General features: G+C 57.6%; 20 protein-coding genes. 4 read left to right on the top strand and 16 right to left on the bottom strand.

Features of this window, described 5'->3' with window-relative positions; genetic code table 11:
- Positions 1–180: 180 nt before the first annotated feature.
- A complete protein-coding gene (locus A3GO_RS23220) occupies positions 181–1,089 on the bottom strand; it encodes a crotonase/enoyl-CoA hydratase family protein (protein ID WP_051302013.1) in 909 nt (302 codons plus the stop codon).
- Positions 1,090–1,782: 693 nt separating this feature from the next.
- Positions 1,783–4,296: an ATP-dependent helicase HrpB gene (hrpB, locus tag A3GO_RS0108635; RefSeq protein WP_029133057.1), complete on the bottom strand. Its 2,514-nt coding sequence runs from the start codon at positions 4,294–4,296 to the stop codon at positions 1,783–1,785.
- A 104-nt stretch (positions 4,297–4,400) separates the two neighbouring features.
- Here hrpB and ybaK point away from each other — a divergent pair, with 104 nt between their 5' ends.
- Positions 4,401–4,883 (top strand): Cys-tRNA(Pro) deacylase, encoded by a 483-nt coding sequence (ybaK, locus tag A3GO_RS0108630; RefSeq protein ID WP_029133056.1) that lies wholly within the window; start codon positions 4,401–4,403, stop codon positions 4,881–4,883.
- Between the two features lie 20 nt (positions 4,884–4,903).
- On the opposite strand, the gene A3GO_RS23215 is transcribed toward ybaK, so the two are convergent.
- From A3GO_RS23215 to A3GO_RS0108610, 4 genes are all read right to left on the bottom strand, one after another.
- A complete protein-coding gene (locus tag A3GO_RS23215) occupies positions 4,904–5,059 on the bottom strand; it encodes a hypothetical protein (protein WP_211245087.1) in 156 nt (51 codons plus the stop codon).
- Positions 5,060–5,101: 42 nt separating this feature from the next.
- Positions 5,102–6,919 carry an AAA family ATPase gene (locus A3GO_RS0108620; RefSeq protein ID WP_029133055.1) on the bottom strand — a complete coding sequence of 606 codons (1,818 nt, stop codon included), beginning with the start codon at positions 6,917–6,919 and terminating at the stop codon, positions 5,102–5,104.
- Positions 6,916–7,113 carry a hypothetical protein gene (locus A3GO_RS23210; RefSeq protein WP_051302010.1) on the bottom strand — a complete coding sequence of 66 codons (198 nt, stop codon included), beginning with the start codon at positions 7,111–7,113 and terminating at the stop codon, positions 6,916–6,918. Before A3GO_RS23210 ends, A3GO_RS0108620 begins: the two co-directional genes overlap by 4 nt.
- Before the next feature lie 186 nt (positions 7,114–7,299).
- A complete protein-coding gene (locus tag A3GO_RS0108610) occupies positions 7,300–9,120 on the bottom strand; it encodes an RNB domain-containing ribonuclease (RefSeq protein WP_029133054.1) in 1,821 nt (606 codons plus the stop codon).
- Between the two features lie 288 nt (positions 9,121–9,408).
- On the opposite strand from A3GO_RS0108610, the gene ygfZ reads away from it, so the two are divergent.
- Together ygfZ and A3GO_RS0108600 are read left to right on the top strand one after the other, a co-directional pair.
- Positions 9,409–10,440, top strand: a complete 1,032-nt coding sequence (gene ygfZ, locus A3GO_RS0108605; RefSeq protein WP_029133053.1) for a CAF17-like 4Fe-4S cluster assembly/insertion protein YgfZ — start codon at positions 9,409–9,411, stop codon at positions 10,438–10,440.
- A 145-nt stretch (positions 10,441–10,585) separates the two neighbouring features.
- Positions 10,586–11,419: an HDOD domain-containing protein gene (locus A3GO_RS0108600; protein WP_029133052.1), complete on the top strand. Its 834-nt coding sequence runs from the start codon at positions 10,586–10,588 to the stop codon at positions 11,417–11,419.
- A gap of 229 nt (positions 11,420–11,648) precedes the next feature.
- On the opposite strand, the gene lysS is transcribed toward A3GO_RS0108600, so the two are convergent.
- Together lysS and prfB are read right to left on the bottom strand one after the other, a co-directional pair.
- The gene (gene lysS, locus A3GO_RS0108595) at positions 11,649–13,145 is read right to left on the bottom strand and encodes a lysine--tRNA ligase (RefSeq protein ID WP_029133051.1); all 1,497 of its coding nucleotides are present in this window, start codon (positions 13,143–13,145) and stop codon (positions 11,649–11,651) included.
- A 75-nt stretch (positions 13,146–13,220) separates the two neighbouring features.
- Positions 13,221–14,319 (bottom strand): peptide chain release factor 2 gene (gene prfB, locus A3GO_RS23205; protein WP_157606765.1). Its coding sequence is split into 2 segments (ribosomal slippage): positions 13,221–14,243 and positions 14,245–14,319, totalling 1,098 coding nucleotides; the frame shifts between segments, so codons are not numbered across the junction.
- Between the two features lie 155 nt (positions 14,320–14,474).
- On the opposite strand from prfB, the gene A3GO_RS0108585 reads away from it, so the two are divergent.
- Entirely contained in the window at positions 14,475–15,521 is a 1,047-nt protein-coding gene (locus A3GO_RS0108585) for a cyclic nucleotide-binding domain-containing protein (RefSeq protein ID WP_029133050.1), read from the top strand.
- Positions 15,522–15,600: 79 nt separating this feature from the next.
- Here the strand turns inward: A3GO_RS0108585 and A3GO_RS23200 are convergent, their stop codons facing one another.
- The 8 genes from A3GO_RS23200 to accA form a co-directional block, all read right to left on the bottom strand.
- The gene (locus A3GO_RS23200) at positions 15,601–18,489 is read right to left on the bottom strand and encodes a LamG domain-containing protein (RefSeq protein WP_169720389.1); all 2,889 of its coding nucleotides are present in this window, start codon (positions 18,487–18,489) and stop codon (positions 15,601–15,603) included.
- A 553-nt stretch (positions 18,490–19,042) separates the two neighbouring features.
- Positions 19,043–19,465 (bottom strand): hypothetical protein, encoded by a 423-nt coding sequence (locus tag A3GO_RS0108575; protein WP_051302007.1) that lies wholly within the window; start codon positions 19,463–19,465, stop codon positions 19,043–19,045.
- Entirely contained in the window at positions 19,462–20,454 is a 993-nt protein-coding gene (locus tag A3GO_RS23195) for a prepilin-type N-terminal cleavage/methylation domain-containing protein (RefSeq protein ID WP_169720388.1), read from the bottom strand. The genes A3GO_RS0108575 and A3GO_RS23195 overlap by 4 nt, the downstream gene beginning before the upstream one ends.
- A 100-nt stretch (positions 20,455–20,554) precedes the next feature.
- Complete coding sequence (locus tag A3GO_RS0108565; RefSeq protein ID WP_029133048.1) at positions 20,555–21,028, bottom strand: type IV pilus modification PilV family protein; 474 nt, start codon at positions 21,026–21,028, stop codon at positions 20,555–20,557.
- 125 nt (positions 21,029–21,153) lie between these two features.
- Entirely contained in the window at positions 21,154–21,630 is a 477-nt protein-coding gene (locus A3GO_RS23190) for a prepilin-type N-terminal cleavage/methylation domain-containing protein (protein WP_051302002.1), read from the bottom strand.
- 112 nt (positions 21,631–21,742) lie between these two features.
- A complete protein-coding gene (locus tag A3GO_RS26695) occupies positions 21,743–22,225 on the bottom strand; it encodes a type II secretion system protein (RefSeq protein WP_029133047.1) in 483 nt (160 codons plus the stop codon).
- A gap of 332 nt (positions 22,226–22,557) precedes the next feature.
- A complete protein-coding gene (gene tilS, locus A3GO_RS23185; RefSeq protein ID WP_051301999.1) occupies positions 22,558–23,919 on the bottom strand; it encodes a tRNA lysidine(34) synthetase TilS in 1,362 nt (453 codons plus the stop codon).
- 129 nt (positions 23,920–24,048) lie between these two features.
- Entirely contained in the window at positions 24,049–25,005 is a 957-nt protein-coding gene (gene accA / locus A3GO_RS0108545) for an acetyl-CoA carboxylase carboxyl transferase subunit alpha (RefSeq protein WP_029133046.1), read from the bottom strand.
- Positions 25,006–25,126 lie beyond the last annotated feature (121 nt).

Below are 25,126 nucleotides of genomic sequence, written 5' to 3'. Positions count from 1 at the left end.
ATATTTTTTAATCTTTCGAGGCGAATAGTGGGCCTATTCAACGAGGAAGATCGGAAAATATGGCCAAATCCGGCTTTTCCGCAGTAGATCAGTGTTAAGTCCGACAGGCTCCTAGCCAGGTCAACATCCCCATATTACTGGGACGGGGTCATCGAAAACAATGCAGGCCACCTGCCAGGCTCATCCAAAATTCGCCTGTCTGAATTCGCGGGCTGACCTGCGCGGCGGTGTCCAGCGTTTGTTCTGAGCATTCACCAGATACTCCATTAAACGCAGATTTTTCTCCGACAGCTGCATGGCAGTCTCCACCCAGATATTGACCACATCCATCAACTCGTTGTAGGAGAGGGGGTTAAACTGCTCCACCACCCGTTCCAATCCCTCGAAACCGGTGCTGCGTACCTGCTGATGGCGAATGAATTCATGCACTGCCTCAACCCCCTTGCCATCACTCACTACCTTATCCACGACGCCTAATTCAAACAGCTCGTCGGCCGTATAGACCTTGCCACTGGCAATGATGCGCTTGGCGATAGCCGGAGCAATACGCCGCGCCAGGAAGCTGAACGCCCCCATTCCTGGAAACATGCCGAATACGGTTTCAGGAAAACCGAATTTTGCACTTTTTTCAGCAATCAGCACATTCGCTGCGAGTGCCGCCTCAAAACCGCCACCGAGCGTCTCCCCCTGAACCAGGGCAATGGTAGTAAACGGCAATCCATATCCACTAAACGAAGCGTAGAGAATATCAATACAATCCTTGGCATAGGCGGCAAGCCTGGCCCGGTCATTCTCCCGGATCAGCTGAATAAACAGCTCCAGATCGCCACCCAGACAGAATACTCCCGGAAGGCTCGAACTCAGTATCTGATATCGCAGTCTATTGGGATCATCGGACTCATAGCCTTTCCTGGCAATGGATGAGACCAGCGCCTGGACCTGTTGCAGGTCCCTGATGAGTCCGGTGCTGATACAGGGGCGGTCAGGAAAGTTTAACCTGGCCCAAACGGCATGGTAGGCCGGATCAAATTCCACTTCCACATGTGTCAATCCCCGGGGATTTGCCACTTTGATTTTTTGCTGTTTCATTTCTCCCTCTCCTCAATGTACAAAAGTTAAACAGGGGATTCTCACAGCACAACTTCACCCTCCTCCGGCATTGCTCTGACTGGCATATTGACCATCTGATAAGGTCGGCCTTACAAACAGAATCCCAATGCAAATCTACAATTCCTATGCCCAAGCATAGAGTTAATCCACTATGTCCCCGCAACAGGTGCCGTATTATTGAAAACCCGCTCAGCGACTGCTCCTACTTCAATCACATAACATATCTACTCCAATTCAGTTGTTACAGTAAATGGGCGGTGGATCACCAAACCCTTGTCACTCACATCATCAGGCCACAAACATGTGGTAAAGGCTATCCAACGGTTCAGTCCAACCAACATGCAATCATCATTGCGCTCTGTCCAGCCAAACAATCCTCAGTTATTCACTGGGTATTCAAGCCCAATCACAAAGATGGCGGCAGCAACCTGTGTCACAGAATTGTCATTGCCCCCCTGGAGATAGTTTTCAAGGGTCGTAAAGTTGGCCTGATTAACCACCGGACTCAGCCACGACCGGATACGGGCCACCGCCAAGGCGCCCCCGGCAGATTGGCTGCACTGATGAGGCATGTGCAATAACCAATCATTCGCTGCCATGCTGTATTCCATATGCGGCTGTGTGATGGGCAATCAGGAATATTGAATAGTAATCCGGGACTATGAACGGATATCAGGCCTTTTTTCCCGGCCTTACCCGTGCAGTGGGAGCGGCCGAATAGGGATCATCGGGCCAGTAGTGTTTTGGATAGCGCCCTTTCAGCTCTTTTTTTACTTCCGCGTAAGTCCGCTCCCAGAAGCCTGCCAGGTCCTGGGTCACCTGGATCGGGCGCTGCGCCGGCGACAACAGATGCAGCATGACATTGACCGCCCCCTGACATACCGTCGGTGTCTGCCGCAGGCCAAACAACTCCTGCAGCTTCACCGCCAGCACTGGCGGTTCCCCGACCTGATAGGTCAATTGGCGGCGACTCCCACTGGGCATGACCAGGCTGGCGGGGGCCAGTCTTTCCAGCTGCTGTTGTTGCTCCCAGGAGAGCCGACTGTTGAGAATGGTATCCAGTTCCAGCTGCTTGAGATGTTCTCTGCGACTGATACCGTTCAACCAGGGGGCCAGCCACTCCTCCAGCGTATCCAGCAGCGCCGCGTCCGACAAGTCTGGCCAGGTTGTCTCTTCAAGCCATAATTGCGTTGACATCACCCGTTGGCGCCACTGCCGCAGTTGGTCGCTCCAGGGTAACGCCGCCAACCCCATCTGTCTTATACCGGCAAGCATCGCCTGGCTACTCTCCTCCGGATCGACCTGGACCAGTGGACGTGTGGACAGCAGCAAATTCCCGAGCCGCTCCTCTTCCCGGGCCACCACTGTCTGGCTGGCAGCCTCCCACTCCACCCGGTGGGTGGTCTTGATGTGCCGCACCTGGAGGCTACGAATCTGATCAAGGGTTATCGGTGCCGCCAGATAGGCCCGGCCCTCCCGTCGCCCGGCATCCAGGGAAGCCACGACCAGATACTCATAGCGCGACAGCGGATCTCCCTCCGGCACCAGCAGGGCACGTCCGGAAGCCAACAGGTAGCGGCTGTCCGATCCGGGACGGCGTTGTACAATGCGGTCTGGAAAGGCAAGTGATAATAACCCCCCGACGCTCAGATGCTTTTTATTACAACCCTTTTCCGGACCGAGCAGCCGACGCCACTGTTTTACCGCCCGCTCAACCTGATGGCAGATGGACCGATCCAGGAGCCCTTCAGCATCGCCGTTCCGCCGTCCCTGGCGCCAGGCGGCCAGCCGCTGAAGACGCTCTTCGATATCAATAGAGTGACTAATCCCCTGACGGCGCTTCAGGATATCCCGCTCGCTCAGCAAACCGGCGAGATCCAGCGCCACCTCCTCCTGCCCGTCGGCATTCAACAACAGATGCGCGAGCCTCGGGTGCAGGGCGAGCCCAGCCATGCGCCGGCCGACCGCGGTAATCCGGCCTTGCGCGTCCAGGGCATCCAGGCGTTGCAACAGTTCGCGCGCCTGGGCACAGGCTCCGGCCGGAGGCTGGTCCAGCCAGCGTAATTCTTCCGGCGCTGTCACCCCCCAGAGCGCCAGTTCCAGGATCAGTGGAGCCAGATCCGCATCCAGCAGTTCCGGCACCTGATGCGGTACCAGGCGGGCCTGTTCGGCAACGGTCCACAATCGGTAACAGACACCCGGACCAAGCCGCCCCGCCCGTCCGGCGCGCTGATCGGCGGAGGCGGCCGAGACACGTACCGTCTGGAGACGGGATAACCCGCTGTTCGGGTCAAACCGGGGACGCCTTGACCAACCAGCGTCCACCACCGCCCCGATGCCCTCTATGGTCAGACTGGTCTCGGCAATGGAGGTCGCCAGCACTATCCGCCGGCCATTCGCCTGAGGCGTCAGGGCGGCATCCTGATCAGCCCGACTCAGATCGCCATAAAGTGGAAACAGGGCAACCCCGGCCGGCAACTGTTGCCTGAGGCTGGCCTCGGCCCGCCGGATCTCTGCGGTGCCGGGCAGGAAGACCAGGATATCTCCCGTTGTTTCTGCGCTCGCGCGCAGAACCCCCCGGACCACCGAGTGGTTGATATCGGCCGCCGCCGGACGCTCCAGATAGCGAAGCTCCACCGGATGGCTGCGCCCTTCACCGACAATCACCGGCGCCCCGTCAAGCAAATCAGCCACTGCACCGGTGTCCAGGGTGGCGGACATGACCAGCAGCCGCAGATCATCCCGCAGGTTTTCCATCACATCCAGACAGAGCGCCAGCGCCAGATCGGCGTGCAGACTGCGTTCATGAAACTCATCGAAGATGATCAGCCCGATCTCCTGAAGTTCCGGGTCCTGCTGCAGCCGCCGGGTCAGAATCCCCTCGGTGACCACCTCGATACGGGTATCGACGGAGATTTCCCTCTCAAAACGGACTTGGTATCCCACCTGTTGGCCCACCGGTTCACCGAGTAGTTGTGCCATGCGACGTGCCGCGGCGCGGGTAGCCAGCCGCCGAGGTTCCAGCATGAGAATTTTTTTGCCGGCAAGCCAGGGCTGTCTGATCAACTCCAGTGGAATCAGGGTGGTCTTGCCAGAGCCCGGCGGCGCGGCAACAACCGCACGACGGGATTCGGCGAGGGTCTCACAGAGTTCAGGCAGCAGTTGGGTAACCGGGAGTTGCGACATCGGATGAGTGGTCTGGGTCTGATCAGGACAATGCCGGCATTTCAGCACAGCTGACGATCTACTATCATAGCCCCAATCCGTAGACGAACAACAGTACACTCACCGTGACAAAGAACAAGACACCGGTTACAGCCGCTATCCGGCTGTTACGCCAACATCAGGTCAACTTTTCAGATCACCCCTATCGCTATGAGGCGGGCGGCGGTACCAGGATCTCTGCCCGGGAACTGGGAGTTGACGAGCATCAGGTGATCAAGACTTTGATCATGGAAGATGAAAACAGAAATCCACTGATTGTATTGATGCATGGGGATTGCGAGGTTTCCACCAAGGCCCTGGCGCGCTTGATCGGAGTGAAATCGATCACCCCTTGCACACCAGCCGTGGCTGATCGCCATTCCGGCTATCAAGTGGGCGGTACTTCCCCTTTCGGTACCCGGAAGCCCATGCCGGTCTACTGCGAGGAGGGCATCCTTGGGTTGGATCGCATCTACATCAACGGGGGCAAAAGAGGCTATCTGATCTCCATGTCACCGGATGATTTGCAGCGGGTACTCAATCCCACCCCGGTCTCTGCCATACAGTAGACGTGGTGACATGCTACCGGTTAGCGGGGATTGTTGGATTTACGACTGGTCAACACCACCAGTCCCAGGGCACCAAAGAAAGCGGCGACAATGGCATTGCCCTGGCTCAGACCAAACCCCAACGCCGTATAACCGGCAATGCCACCACCGATAGCACTGAAGGCAAGACTGCGCATAAAGCGGCACACCGCGCAGGACGGATTGCTACTGGGCATAATCTACGCCACCAGATCCGCGCGTGCCCGGTCACAGGCCAGGGAGAGATCAAACGCCTCTCCAGTCGGAAAATCCTGCGCCACAATCCAGATCTGGCTGAGCCGTTCATCCAGTTCTGGCAAGGCTCGCAGGGTATTCCGGGTCCGTTCCTGATCAAAGAAGGCGAAGGGCTCATCCAGGAAAATAAACTGTCGCCCCCCCTCGGTCCGCTGATTCAGCGCCTGGGCCAACGCCAGCCGCAGCGCCAGCATGATCTGACGCTGGGTACCGCTGGAGATCTCCTCCAGATCCATGAAGTCCCGTTTCTGGCTGGAGAATACCCGCACCGTGAGATCATCCTCGATCTGCAGATGCTGGTAGTTATTATCGGTGAAAATCGGCAATGTCCTGCTGACCGACTCCCCCAGATCACGATTGAAGCGCTGCGAGAGCGTCCTGGTGGCGCCGGTTAACAGTTCCAGGGCATACTCCCGGAGTTCGATACGTCTTTCATGGCCGGCACGTTGCTGCAGCAAATCCTGGCGGACGGATTCAATCTGTTCACCCTTTGTCAGGCGTCCCTGCTCTTTCTGCATCGCCATGCCAAGCCGGATACCCTGCTGCTGCAGTATCTCCCGCTGCTCCCGCATCGCATCAACTATCCGCTCCACCGCAGGCTCCAGCTCGCTGATGGAGATGGTCTCAGCCTGGATACGGGCCGGCAGGGTCTCATCGGCTGATGTTTCATCGCCCGCCGATAACTTGTCAGCCAAGCCATTCAGTGGGCTCAGCAAGGCGCTCTCCAGCGCCACCGACAGCCCTTCAGCCTCTTCACTGAGGCGATTAACTTTCATCTGTCGGGTGGCTACCCGTATCCACAGCAGTATAAACAGCAGGGCGAACAGCCCGGCCGCATAGAGCAGCCAGGGCAAGTGCTGCACGGAATCCCACTGAGGTATAGCCGCTTTCAGGGCAGATTCGATACCACCGCTGTAGGGGTGATCGGGCAGACGGGCCAGCATCCCCCAGCTGACGGCGCTCAGCAGGGCACCGATCAGGCAGATGAAACGAAAAAAACGTGCCCGCCCCCTCGCCCTGCGGGCGGAAAAGCGCTTCGGCAACATCGTCCGATAGCCGCTGAAGGCGGTTTCCAGGGTCTGGCCTTTCTCCTCTAGCAGGACCTGATTGGCCTGCAGGGCATGCTGCTCCGACTCCAGCTCACCAAACGCGGCAGGATCGAGATCCAACTCCCTCAGCGCCTCATCCTGCTGTTCTATCCGGGTCTGCAGACGGGCGATCTCGTCACGCTCCTGTTCGATCTCCTGCTCATGTTCATAGGCCACGTACTCCAGGGTGGAGAGGCCGGCCATACTCTTGACCGCCTGGCTGTGTGGTTGGGGTGCGATAATCTCCCGTTGGGCCAGATAGTAGGACTCGATAAATTCATCGTAGCCATAACCCAGTAGATCATAGACCGCCTCGTCAACCTCCGCATGGCCACGAGCGAGGGGACTCTCCTGCGTCTCCACCAGTGAGAGCCGGACTCCGTGATTGCCATCCCGATCCAGCATGCGGTTGATCTGGTAATGGGTCTGGTCATTCACCAGAAAGCGGATCGTGATGCTGCATGACGGTTCACCCCAACGGATCAGTTTCTGCAGATCATCCTGCCCCAGGGAGAAGGTTCGACCGAACAGCGCGAAACAGATCACCTCACCAATCGAACTCTTGCCGGATTCGTTGGCGCCTGCAATAGCAATCACGCCCTGTGCGGGCAGGTCACGCAACTCCAGACGTGCGTATTTGAGGAAATTCTCCGCGATGATATCGGTTAGAATCATGCGTAACCCTCCTCTTCCAGCTGACGGATTTTCCGCAAGGTCAGCTGCATCGCTTCATGATAAGTTGCCTCATCAAAGGGCTCATCACTATTTCGCCGGCGTTCAAATTCGGCATTGCAATAGGCGCTGAACGCCTCGGAGGGTCGCTGTACCCGGATGGGTCCGGTTTGGCTGATTTGTTCTTCTCCCGACATACTGGCTCTCCGACTTCGGCCTGATATTGTTATAATTTGTCGCCGCCTGAAACCATTCTGGATGTGACGTCACCTGGCAGCGAACGGACTTGGCATTCCAGTATAGGGAGTAGCAGTTAAAAATGCGAGATAGTGGGTTCGTACGAAGAAAAGCGACACCCACGCGAACCATCCGCCCGTTCGCGACTAACCGAGCGGGCGAAACCAGGCCGTCTGGTCCTCCACATCCACCTCCCGAACGGCAATGCGAATGCAGGAATCGAGTACAAGCTCCCGGCGCACCCTGAGTTTTGTCTCCATGGCGAATTCGGGAATCAGCAATGTCGCCTTGTTATTGTCTACTTCCACTACAACCGCCTCACCTTGCCAGGCCGGATTCCGCTTCAGATGGATCAGCTTCCAGTGGGTATTGGAGAGTCGCTCGGCACGACGAATCGCCCCGTTCAGCGGTTCTACCGCGGTAATACGCTCGCTGATCTGCTGCAATGACAACGGCTCCCGACCATCCAGATGGGCACGCAGCTGCTGATGAACCACCAGATCAAGATAGCGTCGAAGCGGGCTGGTGGTTCGGGTATAGCAGGCCAGCCCCAAACCTGAATGCGCCCCCTCCTGTGTTCTGGAGAGGGATGGTTTCATCTTGCGGCGATAGGCGTACATAGCCGCCAGCCCAATGGGGGTTTCCGCTTTATCGGGAGCCGGCTGAATGGCAAAAGGAACGGCAATATTCTGCTCAAGTGCGTAATTTGCGATGGCCTCACCGGCCATGACCATCGCCTCCGTCACCATATCGCGACTCTCCATGCGCACCAGCGGCCGGATACGCACCTCCCCGTCATGCACCCGGACACTGGCCTCCGGCAGGTCGATGGTGGCTGCACCGTTAGCCAGACGGCGTGCCCTGAACCGGTTCGTGATGGCCTTCATGACAGCAAACGGTGCATCATCCATCCGCTGATTTATTTCACCATAGGTGTGGCGGGTCACCCTGACCAGACTCTTGCAGATCACCACATCGGTAATCTGCGCCGCCTCATCCAATCGCATGCCGATGGACAGCGCCGGTGAAACGGGCTGCAGACCGAGGGCCAGTCGGTGCGTAATCTGCGGAGGCAGCATATGCACGATCTTTTCCGGCAGGTAGAGGTTGGCCGCGCGGCTACGCGCCTCCCGGTCAATAGCGGAATCTGCGGTGACCAGCGCAGCCACATCCGCCACGTGCACCCACAGGCGGTCGCCCTCCAGGGAGAGGGCATCGTCCGGGTCCTCGCTGCCCTCATCATCAATGGCGAACGCGGGCAGAGCGGTCAGATCCTCCCGCGTCTCTTGTGGCAATTCCGGCAGGTCCAGCAACGGGTCCTCGCAGGGCAACTGCTGGCGTCGCGGAAACGGGTTGTGGTCATCAGGCCAATAACCCACGCCCACCAGCATGCGATGGGCATTGACTGGCGTCTCCTGATGGCCCAACAGCTGCAGGATGCGACTGTTTTCGCTCAGACCCAGGGCCAGCTTCTCCACTTCCACCAACCGCTCCCGGTCTTGCGGTTCAATCGCCCGTCGCTCCAGCCGTGCCATAAAATCCGCCCACGCCTGTTCCGCAGCCGCCTTGGCCTCCTGGGCCTGTTGGTCCGCCGCCACCTGTGCCTGGCTTCTTACCCGGATCTGTTCCGGCGTCCCTTCGAAGTAGAGACCCTCCGCCACCAGTTCCCAGGTCGCCCAGGCGCTAGCCGGGGTGAAGTCACCATAGATCAGGGAAGAGAGCTCCTCCAGGTTGGTTTCCTCACCGCTCAGCAACTCCCAGGCTTCGGTCAGTTCGCCGTTCAATTCGACCAGATCCTCCAACCGGTTTAGCGGACCGGGATGGAGAATCACGATATCCTTGGGGCGGACTCGTTTGCCTTTACCATCACCCAGGTCAATGTCGATCTTGTCACTGACCTGGATGACCCGGGCCGGGCGGACCTTGTAGAGTGCCAGACTGCCTGATGCTGCTCTGAAAACTGACATGCGCTTCCTATCTGTATCTGTCGGCTGCTGAGTATAAACCCAGAAACTCCAATTGACCGCTACAGAGTGCAGACAATGATAAATCCATAGATCCAGAGTGGCGACCCGATGCAGTCGGTATGTTACTCTTTGATGCAGAAGATTCTGCTCAGCAGGATATAAACTAACCAGTTGACTCGTCCTCCGAATCGGTTTGCACGGCTGATTCGGTAGGCATATATTCACCCGAATGAAATACAGCTGCCCGATGGGTAAAACCGCCATAAGGGCATCCGAGGATCCAGCATCATGAATAGCCAGTGGAAACGCTTTCTTGAATCCCAATCAGCGCTAATATCAGCGGAAAATGAGGTTAGTTTCGTCTGCGATGACCCATTTCCCGCCTGCGCCCTGTTCGACTTGTCCCATCTGGGGCTGATCAGGGTATCGGGTGAAGATGCCCAAAGTTTTTTGCAGGGGCAGTTCACCAACGACACCCGCGAAGTGACCGAGCGCCACAGCCAGCTGAGCGCCTACTGTTCACCGAAGGGACGGATGCTGGCCAATTTCAGAATATTCCTGCACCAGGGCGACTACTTCCTGCAGATGCCGCGGGACACCTATGAAACCATCCTGAAACGCCTGCCGATGTTTGTATTGATGTCAAAAGTCAAAGTGACAGACGCCAGTGATGAGATTGTCTCCATCGGTGTTGCCGGCGAATGCGCCGAGTCCCTGTTGCAACAGCAGCTTAGCTCGATCCCCGGCAAGCCGGGCGAGGTGGTTCAGCACGGGGAGGTCACACTGATACGGATTCCCGGCGAACCTGCCCGTTTTCAGATCAGCGGCACGGCAGATGCGGTGTCTGCACTCTGGAGCCAACTATCCAAAGAGGCACAACCGGGCAACCGGGATTTCTGGTCACTGCTGGATATCCGTGCCGGTATACCCACCATCTATCGGGAGACCGCGGACGCCTTCGTACCTCAGATGACCAATATGCAGCAGATTGATGGCGTCAGCTTCACCAAGGGATGCTACACCGGACAGGAGGTGGTGGCCCGCATGAAATATCTGGGCAAGCTGAAGCGGCGCATGTACCTCGCTTCGGTGGAGACAGAAGCCAGACCGATGCCGGGCGATGAACTCTTTGCGCCCGGTAGCGACTCCGGACAGGGTGCAGGCAGGGTAGTGGATGCAAGGCCTTCGCCTGGAGGTGGTTTCGAGCTGTTGGCGGTGGCGGAGATTAAAAGTTTTGAAGAGAACAATCTACACCTGCAGGGTGATAACGGACCGAAACTGACGCCTGGTTCCCTGCCCTATGGATTTGATGAGACTTGATTGTGCCGGGAGCGGCTCAAGAATCAGCGGCGTAGTCCGATAAAGAGATAATAACAACGCCGGGTGCACCCCTCGGGCCTGACCGGATCTTGAACTATCCGGCGGGCCATATTCCGCATCCGCCTATTGGGACCGAATAACCGATATGATTGGCAAAGCTGCATTTTTTGAATCACTCCAGACAGCCATCAAAGAGAACAAAATCACCCTGCCGACGCTTCCGGAAGTCGCCCTGAAGGTACGGGATGCAGTCGAGCAGGAGAACGTCACAGCACATCAGATTGCCGACATGGTTGCTACCGACGCCGCGCTCTCCGCGCGACTGCTACAGGTGGCCAACAGCCCTCTCTATCGTGGTCGGGTACCGATCGAGAGCATTCAGATGGCCGTTACCCGGCTGGGCTACAAGCTGGTTCGCAGCCTGGTGGTCAGTCTGGCCATGAAACAGATCTTTCAGGCAACCAACGATACCCTGGATGTGCGGTTGCGCAGCATGTGGGAACAGAGCGTGGAGATTGCCGCCATCAGTCGCGTACTGTCGCAAAACCTGCGTCACCTGGACAAGGAGCAGGCGATGCTGGCCGGTCTGATCCACAACATTGGCTCCCTGCCTATACTCACCTGGGCGGAGTCCTATCCGGAACTGATGGAAGACGAAGCGGAACTGGATAAACTGGTGGCGGAACTAACCCCGGCGATCGGCACCCAGATACTGGAATTCTGGGGGTTTCCCGAGAGCCTGGTCAAGGTGGCGGCCGAGGCGCAAAACCTGAGCTATGACAGCGGCCCCCAGGCCGATTATGTAGACGTGGTCATTGTCGCCCGGCTCCAGGCCCTGCCCGCCGACAAAGTTGGCGACATGGCCAGCTGGATCAACGTACCGGCCTTCCTGAAGGTAGGTCTCGATCCGGAAGTGGAGATGATCGAAATCGAGGGTGTAGCCGAGGATATCGAATCGGTTCAGGCGTTTTTTCTCTAACCATTCGCCTCTTCCTTGCTCCTCGAATGTTCGTAGGGTCACCCTCGTTCACCCTCGTTCCCACGCTCCGCGTGGGAACGCATACGGTTGGTAGAATCCCAGCGCGATTTATGGACGCCACCCCACATTTCCACGCAGAGCGTGGGCACGAAGGGCAATTTGAATTTTAAACTTTGCGCTCTTGGCGTACTTTGCGGTTAATAAATAATCTCTAATCTCCAGACCCTTATTACTCCGCACGCATATGCGGGAACAACAATACATCCCGGATTGAGGGTGAGTCGGTAAACAGCATCACCAACCGGTCAATGCCGATGCCCTCACCGGCAGTAGGCGGCAGGCCGTGCTCCAGGGCACGCACGTAATCGGCGTCGAAATGCATCGCCTCATCATCCCCCGCCTCTTTCTCCTCCACCTGCATACGGAAGCGCTCGGCCTGATCCTCGGCATCATTGAGCTCGGAGAAACCGTTGGCAATTTCGCGCCCGCCGACGAAAAACTCGAAGCGATCGGTAACGAAGGGATCATTGTCGTTGCGGCGTGCCAGGGGTGACACCTCGGTCGGATAGGCGGTAATGAAGGTGGGGTTCATCAAGCGATGCTCCACCGTCTTCTCAAAGATCTCGATCTGCACCTTGCCGAGGCCATAGCCGGCCTTCAACGGGATGCCGAGGGACTCCGCCAGCGCTCGCGCCTGCTCCAGGTCATCCAGCTGCTCGGCGCGGATCTCGGGATTGAACTGGAGTATCGACTCCTTGACCGACAAGCGGACAAACGGCTGGCCGAAGTCATAGGACTCGCCCTGATATTGAATCACCGTGTCGCCCAGGGTCGCTTGGGCCAGGCCACGCAACATATCCTCGGTCAGGTCCATCAGGTCATTGTAATCGGCATAGGCCTGATAGAACTCCAGCATGGTGAATTCAGGATTATGGCGGGTGGATAGCCCCTCGTTACGGAAGTTGCGGTTGATCTCGTAAACCCGCTCAAAGCCCCCCACCACCAGCCTTTTCAGATACAGCTCCGGGGCGATACGCAGAAACAGCTGCATATCCAGGGCATTGTGATGCGTCATAAACGGCCTGGCAGTGGCACCGCCGGGTATGGCCTGCATCATGGGGGTCTCCACCTCCATGAAATCCTTCTGATTCAGATAGTCACGGATATACTGGATCATGCGGGTGCGCATGCGGAAGGTATCCCGCGAGGATTCGCTCATGATCAGATCCAGGTAGCGCTGGCGATAGCGCTGCTCCTGATCGGTCAGGCCGTGGAACTTCTCCGGCAGCGGACGCAGCGACTTGGTCAACAGGGTCAACTCGTCGCAGCGTACCGAGAGTTCGCCGGTCTTGGTCTTGAACAGCTGCCCCTCGGCGCCGATGATGTCACCCACGTCCCACTCTTTCTTGTAGGTGTCGTTATAGAAGCCTTCCGGCAGCGAATCGCGTTGAATAAACAGTTGGATTTTGCCGGACATATCCTGCAGATGGGAGAAGCTGGCCTTGCCCATTACCCGGCGACTCATCATGCGTCCGGCCACCCGCACCCGCACAGCCAGTTTTTCAAGCTGTTCCGCGCTCTTCTCGCCATATTCGGCATGCAGTTCACCGGCCACCACGTTACGACGGAAGTCGTTGGGAAAGGCGATGCCCCGCTCGCGAATCTGCGCCAGCTTTTCACGGCGCTGGGCAATCAGCTTGTTTTCGTCCTGGATCTGTTCACTCATGTTAAAAACTCGTTGGTTGTTGCGTCAGAGAAGGCTACAGGGAGTATCAGACCAAACGCGTGAAAAAATAATCGGTCAGAGGCCGCTTTTCAGGCTCGCCTCAAGGAAGAGATCCAGACCGCCATCCAGTACCGCCTGGGTATTGCCGGTTTCAACCCCGGTACGCAGATCCTTGATACGGGACTGGTCCAGTACGTAGGAGCGGATCTGGCTGCCCCAACCGATATCGGACTTGCTCTCTTCCAGCACCTGCTGATCGGCATTGCGCTTCTGGATCTCCAGCTCATACAGCTTGGCCTTGAGCTGTTTCATCGCCTGGTCCTTGTTCTTGTGCTGGGAGCGGTCGTTCTGACACTGCACCACGGTGCCGGTGGGGTTGTGGGTGATGCGCACGGCCGACTCGGTCCGGTTCACATGCTGTCCACCCGCCCCGCTGGCACGATAGACATCGATACGCAGGTCGGCAGGATTGATATCGATCTCGATAGAGTCGTCGATCTCCGGGGCCACGAATACAGCGGCAAAAGAGGTGTGGCGTCGGTTGCCGGAATCGAAGGGTGATTTCCGCACCAGCCGGTGTACGCCGATCTCGGTGCGCAACCAACCAAACGCGAACTCACCCTCGAAGTGGATCGTAGCCGACTTGATACCGGCCACCTCACCGGGCGATACCTCCATCAGGTCGGTCTTGAATCCCCTGTGTTCGCCCCAGCGCAGATACATGCGTAGCAGCATCTCCGCCCAGTCCTGTGCCTCGGTGCCACCGGAGCCGGCCTGGATATCCAGGAAGGCGTTGGAGGCATCCATCTCACCCGAGAACATACGCCGGAATTCCAGCTCAGCGACCTGTTGCTCATACGTCTGAAGGTCGGCCACGACCGAGTCCACGGTCTCGGCATCACCCTCCTCCACGGCCATATCCAGCAGGTCAGCGGCATCGTTCAAGCCATTGAACAGTTGATCCAGGGTGACCACGATCGTCTCCAGCGTGGCGCGTTCCTTGCCCAGCGACTGGGCATACTCGGGATCGCCCCAGATGCCGGGATCTTCCAGCTCGCGCAGGACCTCGGTCAGGCGCTCCTGCTTGCTGTCATAGTCAAAGATACCCCCTAAGGGACTCGGAGCGCCCTCGTAATTCACTGATTTTATTAGTGATGGGATTGAGATCCTGCATGGTCTACCTCGAACGAAACGGAGGGCGAATATTACACCAGAAAGGGGATCAACGGAAACCGTCGGCACTGCTCAATGCGCAATCATTCCACTTGCCCCAAGAGCGCGATTCTCGTAGTGTAAACTGCATTCCGATGAACCCTTTCTGGATAGCTTATGGATCTGGATCTCAATAAATTTCGCACGCTGATTCCGATTAATGCCCTCTATGAGGACAATCTGCTCTACCTGGCGGAACACGCCAGCGTCGAACGTTATCTGGTCGGCGAGCAAGTCTTCAATATTGGAGACAATGATCCGGATAACATCTTCCTGATGTCCGGGGAGGTCTGTCTCACCTCGGCCGAGGGTGAGGAGATTCTGGTTTCAGCCGGCTCCGACCGGGGACTGCATGCGTTGGCCAGCCGCAAACCACGACACTATCGTGGCGTGGTGGTATCACCGGCGGCAACCATCGTTCGTTTCGACTCGACACTGCTGGAACGGCTGCTGGCCTGGGGACACTTCTCCCCGGAGTTTACCGTTAACGACAAAACCGAGTCTGAAGAGGGTCCCAACGCCGAAGAGAGCGAATGGATGATGTCGATGATGCAGACAACCGCATTCACTCGCCTTCCCGCGGCAAATATCCAGAATCTGTTTTCCCACATGGAAGAGATCGAGGCCAAGGCGGGAGATCTGATCGTCAAGACCGGCGAACCCGGCGATTACTACTACGTGATCAAGCAGGGACGTTGTCGGGTCACCCTGCCTTCGGACACGGGCGAGGTGGTGTTGGCCGACCTCGGCCCGTGCAGCAGCTTCGGCGAGGAAGCGTTGATCACCGACTCGGTGCGCAATGCCGATGTATCGATGCTGACCAATGGAAAACTGATGCGCCTGGCCAAGGCGGATTTCCTGCAGCTGTTGGAAGCCCCCCTGCTGCAGTGGATCAACTACCCGACCCTTATCAAGATGGCCGCCGACGGAGCCGTCCGTATTGATGTGAGATTCCGCCGCGAGTTCGAGCACAACGGGCTCAGGGGTAGTATCAACATCCCCCAGAACCAGTTGCGGGCAGCGATTCCCGACCTGGACAAGGGCAAGAAATATATTGTCTATTGTGACTCGGGGCAGCGCAGCGCCACTTGTGCATTTCTGCTGAGTCAGCAGGGATTCGATGTCTATGTACTGGAAGGCGGGCTCTCCGCTATCCGCGCTTGATGTCCATAGGGCGGGCCGTGCCCGTCGTCGCTCCAATACGGCAACTCACGGCGCGCCCTATATCAAGAGTTGAAAAAGGCTAATAGACTTCCCGTTGATAAATAAGCCCGCTGGGACGACTAAACACACCGAAGGTGGCCTTGGCCGATGGGTTGTCCATCGCTGACCCGCTCCATATATATTTCAGCCAGGACGGAACCACTACCTCAACACCGGCACTGCCGGTATTGCCCTGCCCTGGCGGCTGTAGATTCAGATTGAATTCACCCGCCACCGGTGGCTGTACGAACAACAGTGAAGAGTCGCTGAGGTCATCCGCCGCGTATGCCCCTGCCACGGCAGCCGGCGCGTAGATCGCGGTATTGCGGCTGCCCCCGGCGATGACCACCTGGCCGACCGGGCTTTTTAATCCCGCAGTCAATCCCGCAGTGCAAAGATCAGCGCCATTGGCCACGAATCCATTGGCACTACCCGCGTAGTATTCCACCTGCAACGGCACGTGGAGTGGCAGCAGTTCAGATCCCTGGGCATTCTGCATCGCCATGCGGCCATAACGGACCTCCACGCCCGTCGGCGTGAAACTTTGCGGCATTCCAGCTGCCGTGACACCGTCATCATCCGTGATACTTTGCACCGACAGCACCAGGTCGCTGGTAAAGGGTGCCACCCGGTCGTTGGCGGTTCGGTCATAGGTAAAGGTGTCGCCCGAGAGCCCAAAATCCAGCGTACCGTTCCCGTTGTCGATCAGGCCGGGCATACCGATGCTCCAGTTCAAACCTACCTTGGTCACGCCATCCGCACCCAACTGAGTCCCATCACTGGTGATATTGGGCATGTTGATACCGCTCAGCGGGAGTTTATTGTAGGCGCCCGTGTAGTTCTGCGTGGTTACTCCACTGCTGTTTCTGGCGGTGATGATGGCCGCAGGCAGTTGCGGCGCAGCGTAGCCTATTGGGGTTCCCGCATAGCTGAAACCGCTCCCGGTACAGCTGTTGAGCAGTGCCCCGTGATCGGTGATCGCGAAGGAGAAATCGGCCGGTATGAAGCGCCCGATATAGGGGGAACAGAGCGGCACGCCCTCACCCAGGAAGGGGTTCAGGCTATTCTGCTGGAGTTGGATAATGCCCACCTCGCTGTAGCTGACACCGCCCTTATCAACACCGGTGGCGGCGACGGTAAAAGCGGCATCACCGCCTCCGTGCACCAGACTGCCGGGATTGCCACCAACGGGTTGCTGCAGATCGGCACCGGGCTGACCAATGTTCCAGGCCGGCACCCGGGCGTAGAGGCCGGGGTCCGTGAGAGTTGAACTGGCGCAGCTGTCCCACAAACCGTCATTGTCATTGTCCCGACCCGACGCCCAGCGCAGGCTCTTATAGCCCAGGGTAAACGCCTCGCCCGCACTCTTGAAGGGATTCCCGTCGGCATCCTGTGCCCGGGTATTGCCCGTCGCATCGGCGTACACCGCCAGGGGTCTGACCACGAAGCCGTTACTGGTATCGCTAACCGCAATCGTTGCGCCGGTCGGCACACCGTCCGGGTCGACTGCCGGTATCGCCATCTCCACCCGCAACTGGTAGCGACCCGCGTCCTGTGAGGTGAAGCTGAAGGGGGCAGTGCCGTTCCCATCGAAGGCGAGCTGGAGCATCTGACCGCTGCCAGCAGCGGTCAGGGTCGCGCTGCTCGCCGCGACAACCGAAAGGCTGTCGTCATTCAGTCCCTCAGCGGCAACCGGCAGCAGATAGCTGAACATGGCGTCAAGGGTCTGGTTGCCAACACCCGGAACACAGGCACCCGTCGCGTTATCGGTTCTTACCACCCGGACCCGCTGAGTCGTGGCGCCGTAACCGGTTTGCGAGGGCTTGCCGGCGATCTGGGTCGGCACCGCACTTTCGGGCGAGCCATCACCATCATCTCCATCCAGCAGAATGCCGGTTTCGGCAAATATCATTTCACAGGCATTCCCGCCACTACTGTTGATGCATTCCACGCTACTGGCCGTCACCGGTGAACTGGCTGTCGCGTCCAGCACGACACTTCCTGCCGTGGTGTGGCTCAGACTGACGCTTGAAGTACCACCGGTAAAGGTGACCGGGTCCGGGTTCCAGCCGCCGGCGGGAGAACTGAAATCGAGTGTTACCTGACCCATGTACAAATTGCTGCAGGTCGCATCGGCACAGGCGCTGACCGTGACGGCCTCCCCCATGCAGGTGAGCCCCTGCCCATCATGTTCGAGGCGGATATGATCAAGCCCGGTTGCGACACAAGGATGGATCTCATCCCTGACCGCCTGTATCTGACTCGGGCTGAGCGCCTCCGTGTAGACCCGTACTTCGTCCAGGCTGCCCTTGAATCGCCAGCGCGGAACCGCCTCCCCCCCGGCCGCATTGTTTTCCCCGCCGATACTGGCAGCCCCGGGGTCGCTGCCCCAGGTACCGGTGTAGACCGAACTGGTACCACCGGTATTGAGCATCACGGCAACCCCGTCGACATAGATCGTACGAGTCTTGGCCGTGACATCATGTACCGCCGCCACATGGTGCCAGGTACCTGCGGAAATCACCGGGTTCTGGGTATCAACGATTATGGGATTCACGCTGCGGGAGAAAAAGCGCAATTTTCCGTTGCCACCATCGCCCAGACTGAGGGCGAAGCCACCGTTGTTGGTCTGATCATCGGCAAAGATCCGCTGGTCGTTACCCAGATCGTCAGCCTTGATCCAGGCGGTAATGGTAAAGCTGTCGGTCAGATTGGGCAGCCCCGGCAGAGCCACATAGTCATCGCTGCCATCAAAGGTTCCATAATAATGGGTGCCAGTGCCACCAGGAATAACGGGGTCGGTGGCAGAAGTAGTCACACCATTAACCGCCATTCCACCATAACCATTGCCGGTCTCATCACTGACTTCATTGGCGGTATCATCCAATGAAGGCTCATCAAAAAGATAGCGCGCCAATGGATCAGGCACAGCTGGGGAAACCGTAACTGAATCCTTTAAATCATACTGCGCACTGCTTTGACTGCCACAATGATTATTGGCATATGCGACAAAGGACGCAGTATAGGTAGAGTCAGTAACCGGGGCAGTGATGCTCAAATCGATTGAATGGGTTCCCGCGCCATCAAAATTGGCGTGATCTACGCAAGTATAAAGGCCATCCCCAATTCTCCACTTAGTCGAGTACCAACGCCCGTGGGCACCATTGGTATTACCATCAATAAGTACTGACAGAGTTGCTGATATCGACTGATTAGGCTCTACTGTAGTGTTGCTCTGGCACCCCAGTACAACGCTCGTGATGGTCTGGTCAGCATATACAGCCATTGGAATAAAGAGCAGACTTAATTGCAGGTAATTCAAGAGTAGTCTGGCTTTTACCACTGAAAACATGAGCAGAGGGGTGCTTTTCTGACCATTATTATTCATTCGTATACTTCCTTTGGGAAACTGGCTTCAGAGATGATGTCGTGCGTACTGATCAATACATCGACTCTTAGTGCATACACATATACCTCAGAAATCAGTCCCCGCTCACCGTGGCACGCAGTCGTCGTGCAACGTAATCGGGCGTACCGAATACACCGCGACTGGCATTCACCTGAACATCGTAGAGCGTGTAACTGGATGCCCCTTCGGTCACCGGATAGGCAGTGCAGCCGGACAGCGTAATAATAAATCCATCGGTGCTGAAACTGCTGGGTACGCTGGGGCAGCTGTTATTGGTATTGATCTGATACACCGCCCATTCCAGCCCACTGGATGCCGCATACCAGGCGCGTACGGATTGCAATGACAGGGTGGTGGTGGTCTGCTGGGACATATTCAACCGCACCATGTAACTCCCCAGTGCCGCCAGCACCACCAGCATGAACAGGGTGCTGATCAGGGAGAATCCGTGCTGCCCTGGTGTTACCTTTACCACCCCGCCGACAGCTCCGTTCATGGCATATTCACCAGATGCGCCTGCTGCAGCAGGGTAATGGATTCACTCTGCTCCTGCACTGTGAGCTCCAGGGTCACCAGCCCATTGCGGGATGGGGTGCCCGGGGTATAAGTGAAATTGCAGGCGCTGACCTGATCCACCAGTAAGGCATGTTCTGCCGGATTGCTCTGAGCCAACAGTTCCGCATGACTGTCTACGGCATTCTGGGCAGCCTGCAGGTTGTAGCCCTGATAGCGTCGAATAGTCCCGCCGCCGGGATCACAGAGATAGGTGATAGGTGTATCGACAATATAGAACCGCTGGTCCGGTGAACTGGCCGGAAAGGCCGTCTGTAGACTGGAAAATCCGTTATTGAAAAAGTTCAGTGTGATTGGTGGACCGGCATTGACCGCACTGATGGTAGCCGCGTTATCCCGGTTGTAGGCGTTACTTCCCGACAGTCCGGTGTTGTAGATCACCAGACAGGAGGCGTTCATGCTAGCGCAGTCATTGACATTGCTCCCCGCCTGGACCAGTGCGCTGTCGGCGAGCAGCCCCATTACCTCAAATTGCATATCAGCATCCGCCGGGTTGAAACTGAGGCGCAGAGAATCCGCCTCGGGCGCGGCACGGTAAAGCCCCCCTGTCACTACGTGCAGAAACTCCAGGCAGGCACCGGAACAACCGATACGCACACTGTTGGGCAGGGCGTCCCGCAGCTCCCGGGTCATCCGCACCAGCGCCGTGTCCGCCCGATCCACCAGCCGTGCGCGGCTGGCCTGTGACTGATACATCTCCACCGGTCGCTGGATCAACTGGGAAGCGGCCACGGCAATAACACCGCTGATCACGATCACCACCACCAGTTCGATCAGGGTAAAGCCGCATTGGCCGCTGCCCCCGGCGTGTGAGTTGGGCCAGACAAGCCCCCTACTGCAGGCCGGGACACCAACCCGGCCCGACTCCGACACCTTGAATCTTGAAACAACCGCCTGTAGGAGCGGCGCCACGCCGCGATTCGGCCCGAGGGCGAGCCTCCTACCGGTCGCGCGGCAGACCGAAAGGGGGCCGCTCCGGGTCAATAGCTGATTTCCTGACTCTATAGTCATGTCAGTTCAGCCTGTAGGCCACGACAGGCACATTGATACCAGCCTGTCCATCGTGGGTCACGGTGATGGCAATGCGCAGCGCCGGACTGCCAGCCCCAGGTCCCAGCGTGGTCCCCGTTACGGACACCGCGATGTTGTAGCCCTCCAGACCGGACACCGTGGCACCATTCTGATCCAGGGCACCGGCACTGTTGTTAAGGCCGTGATAATCCCACACATCATCATAGGTGGCACGGATCTCACCGCCTTCAGGCCCGTTCGTCTCGACCCCGTCCGGGTCGGACAGCGGCTGGGTCAGTATCTCCTCCATGTAGGACTGGGCGATGGCGGTCGCCTGTTCACGAAGCATGGGATCGGCGCTGGAGAGAATGGTCTGGGTCATCACCATCAGAATACCTGTCGCCGCCACCGACAGAATCACAATAGAGACCACCAACTCGATCAGGGTGACACCGCGCTGTCTGGAGCGGGACATGCAAACCCGCACCGGAACCTGGTGTTCGCTGGGCGCTGATGCTTCCTGATCTGTTTTACGGCGGACACGGCCCGCCCAATGGGGGTGGATTTTCCACAGCTGGATGTCTGTTGGGCTCACCATAATCAGTGGACATACCCGGTCTGTGGTTCGACAGTGATGTTCCGGCTGCCAATGGTGATTGGGGTAGCGGTTGTCAGCAGAGTATTGGTCGCGCTGTTGCGTGGTCGCCCGAGCGTATCGAAATAGAGTGCAGTGGCACTCAGGGTGACCCCGCTCGGAGCTGTACCGCTATAGCCGGCACTGTCACTACCGGGCAGGCGGACCGCGGTAGTAAAGGCGCCGCTGTTGCAACTGGCACGCTGATTCAGCTGGTAGCCGGTGGAACTGATGGACACCTGGGTGTCGCAACCGGTGGCAATCGCCAGCTTCTGGCCGAAACGTAGCGCCTCCCCCAGTTCATCGCTGAAACCCCATTCCAGGAAGGTGAGTTGATTGAAGAAACGCGGCATACCCACCGCCATCAGCACCCCTACCAGCAGCAATACTACCACCAGTTCCACCAGGGTAAAGCCGGCCTGACCGGGTCGACCCCTTTCCAATAAGCAAAACGGGCACCTGGAAGGTGCCCGTTTCATTGTTGTGGTAGTGGGTAACATCGTAATCAGCAGATAGATAGGGGCAGGGCCAAGCCTGACTCCATCCCCCTATTGTTTAAGGTGTAGAATCGACAGTCACTGCCCCGCTACTTGCATCATATACAATGTTCATGGTGTTAATTGCCTGATATGTATAGGTACAAACTTGACCTGCACGCGAAGCGACATAGTCTGGATTGGTACCTGTAAGCGAAGGGGGGTTCTGCATAACGCCGGTCCAGACAGCTCTACAATCAGCTGCTCCTCCGATATTGGCGCCATCATCCGTACCGACAGGCCAACCGGCAGTGTTGGTATCGACAGTATCATCACCAAAACCAACCAGATCAGTTTCCGCACCTGTATGCCCATTGGCCACCCACTGGGCATGAGCCAAGGAAATTGCCGAACCCAATCCGCCACCGGCCCCCTTCACTGCGGCCACATGGGCGTCCTGCTGTACATTCATAAACCGGGGCAGCGCCGTCGCCGCCAGCACACTGAGAATCAGGATCACCACGACCAACTCAATGAGAGTAAAACCTGCCTGTTGTTTCATCTTCCGCTCCCGTTGTTGCACATATTTTTGTTACCAATCTTGTTGCGGGGACATGCCAGCAAACGTCTGATTGCAAACGCAGGCTTGATGGGCACGCCGTGCTTTGCCATCCTGCATATCCTGGGTCGGCACGGCGGTCAAATTAATAAAATGGAAACCGCTAAGTGCGCAAAGGTCGCGAAGTGAATATCTTTATAACTTTGCGTGCTTCGCGCACTTTGCGGTTAGACTCCTTCCAGAATTTGACCCCGACCCTCTGGCGCGCCTCATTTAATCCCACTACCCAAGTATTTCGCCCAAGCCATCGGAAACTTTAATATTTTTAATGGAATTTAATCCGGTTTCTTAACTGGAGGTTGCCGACGCCAGGGCAACGGGCAGTTCCAGGTGATTTTCAGATGGCGGAATATGGGGGCCTGCCCATCCGGTTCACAGCGGCAGACGCCGATAATCTCGGCGATCTCCCCGTCGACCTCCAGCAGTGGCACCCGTTCCCGCATCCAGGGGAGCACCCCGGCCTCCTGCAGCAGATGTTTGATTTTTTTATTGATTCCCCGCCCCAATGGCCGGCAGGTTTCACCGCCCTGACGGAAGCGAATCCGGTAACGTCCAGGCTCAGGCGAAACTCCCGCCACACCCTGGTTATCCTGAAATCGGAGCGTACCCAAGCCGGCCGGAAGCGACAGCTCGGACTCGCCGCGCCAGACCAGGGAATGGCAAGGATCGAACGACGGCAGCGGTGACATCAGGTAGAGACGGTCCCGGTACCGTCGTATTTCCGCGCCGCGCCAGCTTACCAGCGGATTGCCGTCCAGCCGCGACCCTAACACCTCGGTAATGATCCGTTCCAGGATTGCTGATCCGGGCAACGCGTACCCACTTCGCCCGATCCAGAGCCTCAGCAGTGCTGCCAATTGGCCCGCCGGAAGGGCGTTCAATAACGATACGCAAAGTGTGCCATCCGCAGGATCATGGATCTGTTCCAGTTCCCGGGAAAGCAGGGCTTCTATCAGCCGGTCCGCCTCGGCACAGTGGCCGGCACTGCGCGACAGGGTTCGGGACATGGCCGGCCAGCGTGCTTTCAGCAGCGGGACCACCTGATGTCTCAGGTAATTCCGGTCGAATTCAATGTCCTGGTTACTGGCATCCTCGATCCAGTGCAACCCGACATCGGTCGCATACCGGGTCAGTTCATTGCGCGTGCTATCCAGCAAGGGTCTGGCATGTATCCCCTTATCGAAGCGGGTCAGCTCCGGCATCGCCGCCAGACCGCTCAAACCGGCACCGCGCAACAGCTGCAGCAACAGGGTCTCTGCCTGATCATCCTGGTGATGCGCCGTCAGCAGCATCTCCCCCGGCCGGATCTCCCGGGCCAACACACCGTAGCGCGCCTCACGTGCCACAGCCTCCAGGCTCTCGCCCTTGATCGGCTTCAGTTGCAGGGAAAAGGTTTCCAGCGGGATATTCAGTTTCCGGCAGACCGACTGGCAGTGCCCAGCCCAGGTGGTCGACTGGGACTGCAGGCCATGGTCTACGTGGATCGCTCTGAGTGGGGCCGGCAGGCGCTCCCCCAAAACCACCATCGCATAAAGCAGGACATGTGAATCCATCCCGCCACTGAAGCCGATCAGATAGCCGGTTGGCAGAGAAAATTTTGACAGGGTATTCAGCAGATGATCGGGGCTGAATGACATGGCTGGATTGAACTCCGGAGGGGCATAGGAACGGTTTCAGCCGCGATGCACCAAAGTTTTATCGCAACTGAAGCTGATCCCAGGATGCATTGCAGTCATTTAACCCCGATGCGCACAAAATCAGAATAATCAGCTCTGGAAAGCGCCATATCCCATCAGTCGCTGATACCGCTCCTCCAGCAGTTGCTCCATGGGTTTCGCGTCGAGCAGTTGCAATGATTCCAGCAGCGCGCTTTTCAGGTATTTAGCCGCACCCTCCGGATCACGATGGGCACCACCCGATGGTTCCGGAATGATGGCATCAATCAGGTCCAGTTCCTTGAGCCGGTCTGAGGTGATCGCCATCGCCTCGGCTGCCAGCGGCGCCTTGTCGGCGCTCTTCCACAGGATCGAGGCACAACCTTCAGGTGAAATAACCGAATAGGTGCTGTATTCCAGCATCATCACCCGATCCCCCACGCCGATGGCCAGTGCGCCACCAGAGCCCCCTTCTCCCATGACGGTACAGATGATGGGCGTTTTCAGGCCGGCCATCACCAGCAGGTTTTTCGCGATTGCCTCGCTCTGGCCCCGCTCCTCCGCTCCTATGCCGGGATAGGCCCCTGGCGTATCGATAAAGGTCAGGACAGGCAGTTTAAAGCGCTCTGCCGTCTCCATCAGGCGCAATGCCTTGCGATACCCTTCGGGACGCGGCATGCCGAAGTTGCGGAACAGTTTTTCCTTGGTATCCCGCCCCTTCTGCTGACCGATCAGCATGACCGGACGACCATCGATGCGGGCGACACCGCCGACAATGGCATGGTCGTCAGCGAATGCACGATCGCCATGCATCTCATGGAAATCGTCAAAAATATACTCGATATAGTTGAGCATATAGGGGCGCAGCGGATGTCTGGCCACCTGGGCGACCTGCCACGGCTTCAGGTTCTGATAGAGCGATTCTGTAAGTGACCGGCTCTTGGTTTCCAGACGGGTAATCTCGTCCTGGATATTGATCTCGTTATCATTGCCGACCAGGCGCAACTCTTCGATCTTCGCCTCGAGTTCGGCAATCGGTTGTTCAAATTCAAGAAAGTTCATGTCCATGGGCGAAATATACCGGATTAGGTTGGGATAGAACAGATCATCGGGCCATCCAGGTGATCAGCAATAACGACAGTCGTTGGGGATGGGGGTCAGGCTCAACTTACAGGTTGGGATGAGCTTG

This window comes from Sedimenticola selenatireducens DSM 17993 (assembly GCF_000428045.1).
GTDB classification, from domain to species: domain Bacteria; phylum Pseudomonadota; class Gammaproteobacteria; order Chromatiales; family Chromatiaceae; genus Sedimenticola; species Sedimenticola selenatireducens.
The sequence above is the reverse complement of the archived record's forward strand: the minus strand, read 5'-3'. Positions and strand labels throughout refer to the sequence as shown.

Coding starts and splice junctions, on each gene's coding strand:
- A3GO_RS23220 (WP_051302013.1), bottom strand. CDS start 1,089: ATGAAACAGCAAAAAATCAAAGTGGCAAATCCCCGGGGATTGACACAT.
- hrpB (WP_029133057.1), bottom strand. CDS start 4,296: ATGTCGCAACTCCCGGTTACCCAACTGCTGCCTGAACTCTGTGAGACC.
- A3GO_RS23215 (WP_211245087.1), bottom strand. CDS start 5,059: ATGCGCAGTCTTGCCTTCAGTGCTATCGGTGGTGGCATTGCCGGTTAT.
- A3GO_RS0108620 (WP_029133055.1), bottom strand. CDS start 6,919: ATGATTCTAACCGATATCATCGCGGAGAATTTCCTCAAATACGCACGT.
- A3GO_RS23210 (WP_051302010.1), bottom strand. CDS start 7,113: ATGTCGGGAGAAGAACAAATCAGCCAAACCGGACCCATCCGGGTACAG.
- A3GO_RS0108610 (WP_029133054.1), bottom strand. CDS start 9,120: ATGTCAGTTTTCAGAGCAGCATCAGGCAGTCTGGCACTCTACAAGGTC.
- ygfZ (WP_029133053.1), top strand. CDS start 9,409: ATGAATAGCCAGTGGAAACGCTTTCTTGAATCCCAATCAGCGCTAATA.
- A3GO_RS0108600 (WP_029133052.1), top strand. CDS start 10,586: ATGATTGGCAAAGCTGCATTTTTTGAATCACTCCAGACAGCCATCAAA.
- lysS (WP_029133051.1), bottom strand. CDS start 13,145: ATGAGTGAACAGATCCAGGACGAAAACAAGCTGATTGCCCAGCGCCGT.
- A3GO_RS0108585 (WP_029133050.1), top strand. CDS start 14,475: ATGGATCTGGATCTCAATAAATTTCGCACGCTGATTCCGATTAATGCC.
- A3GO_RS0108575 (WP_051302007.1), bottom strand. CDS start 19,465: ATGAACGGAGCTGTCGGCGGGGTGGTAAAGGTAACACCAGGGCAGCAC.
- A3GO_RS0108565 (WP_029133048.1), bottom strand. CDS start 21,028: ATGTCCCGCTCCAGACAGCGCGGTGTCACCCTGATCGAGTTGGTGGTC.
- A3GO_RS26695 (WP_029133047.1), bottom strand. CDS start 22,225: ATGAAACAACAGGCAGGTTTTACTCTCATTGAGTTGGTCGTGGTGATC.
- tilS (WP_051301999.1), bottom strand. CDS start 23,919: ATGTCATTCAGCCCCGATCATCTGCTGAATACCCTGTCAAAATTTTCT.
- accA (WP_029133046.1), bottom strand. CDS start 25,005: ATGGACATGAACTTTCTTGAATTTGAACAACCGATTGCCGAACTCGAG.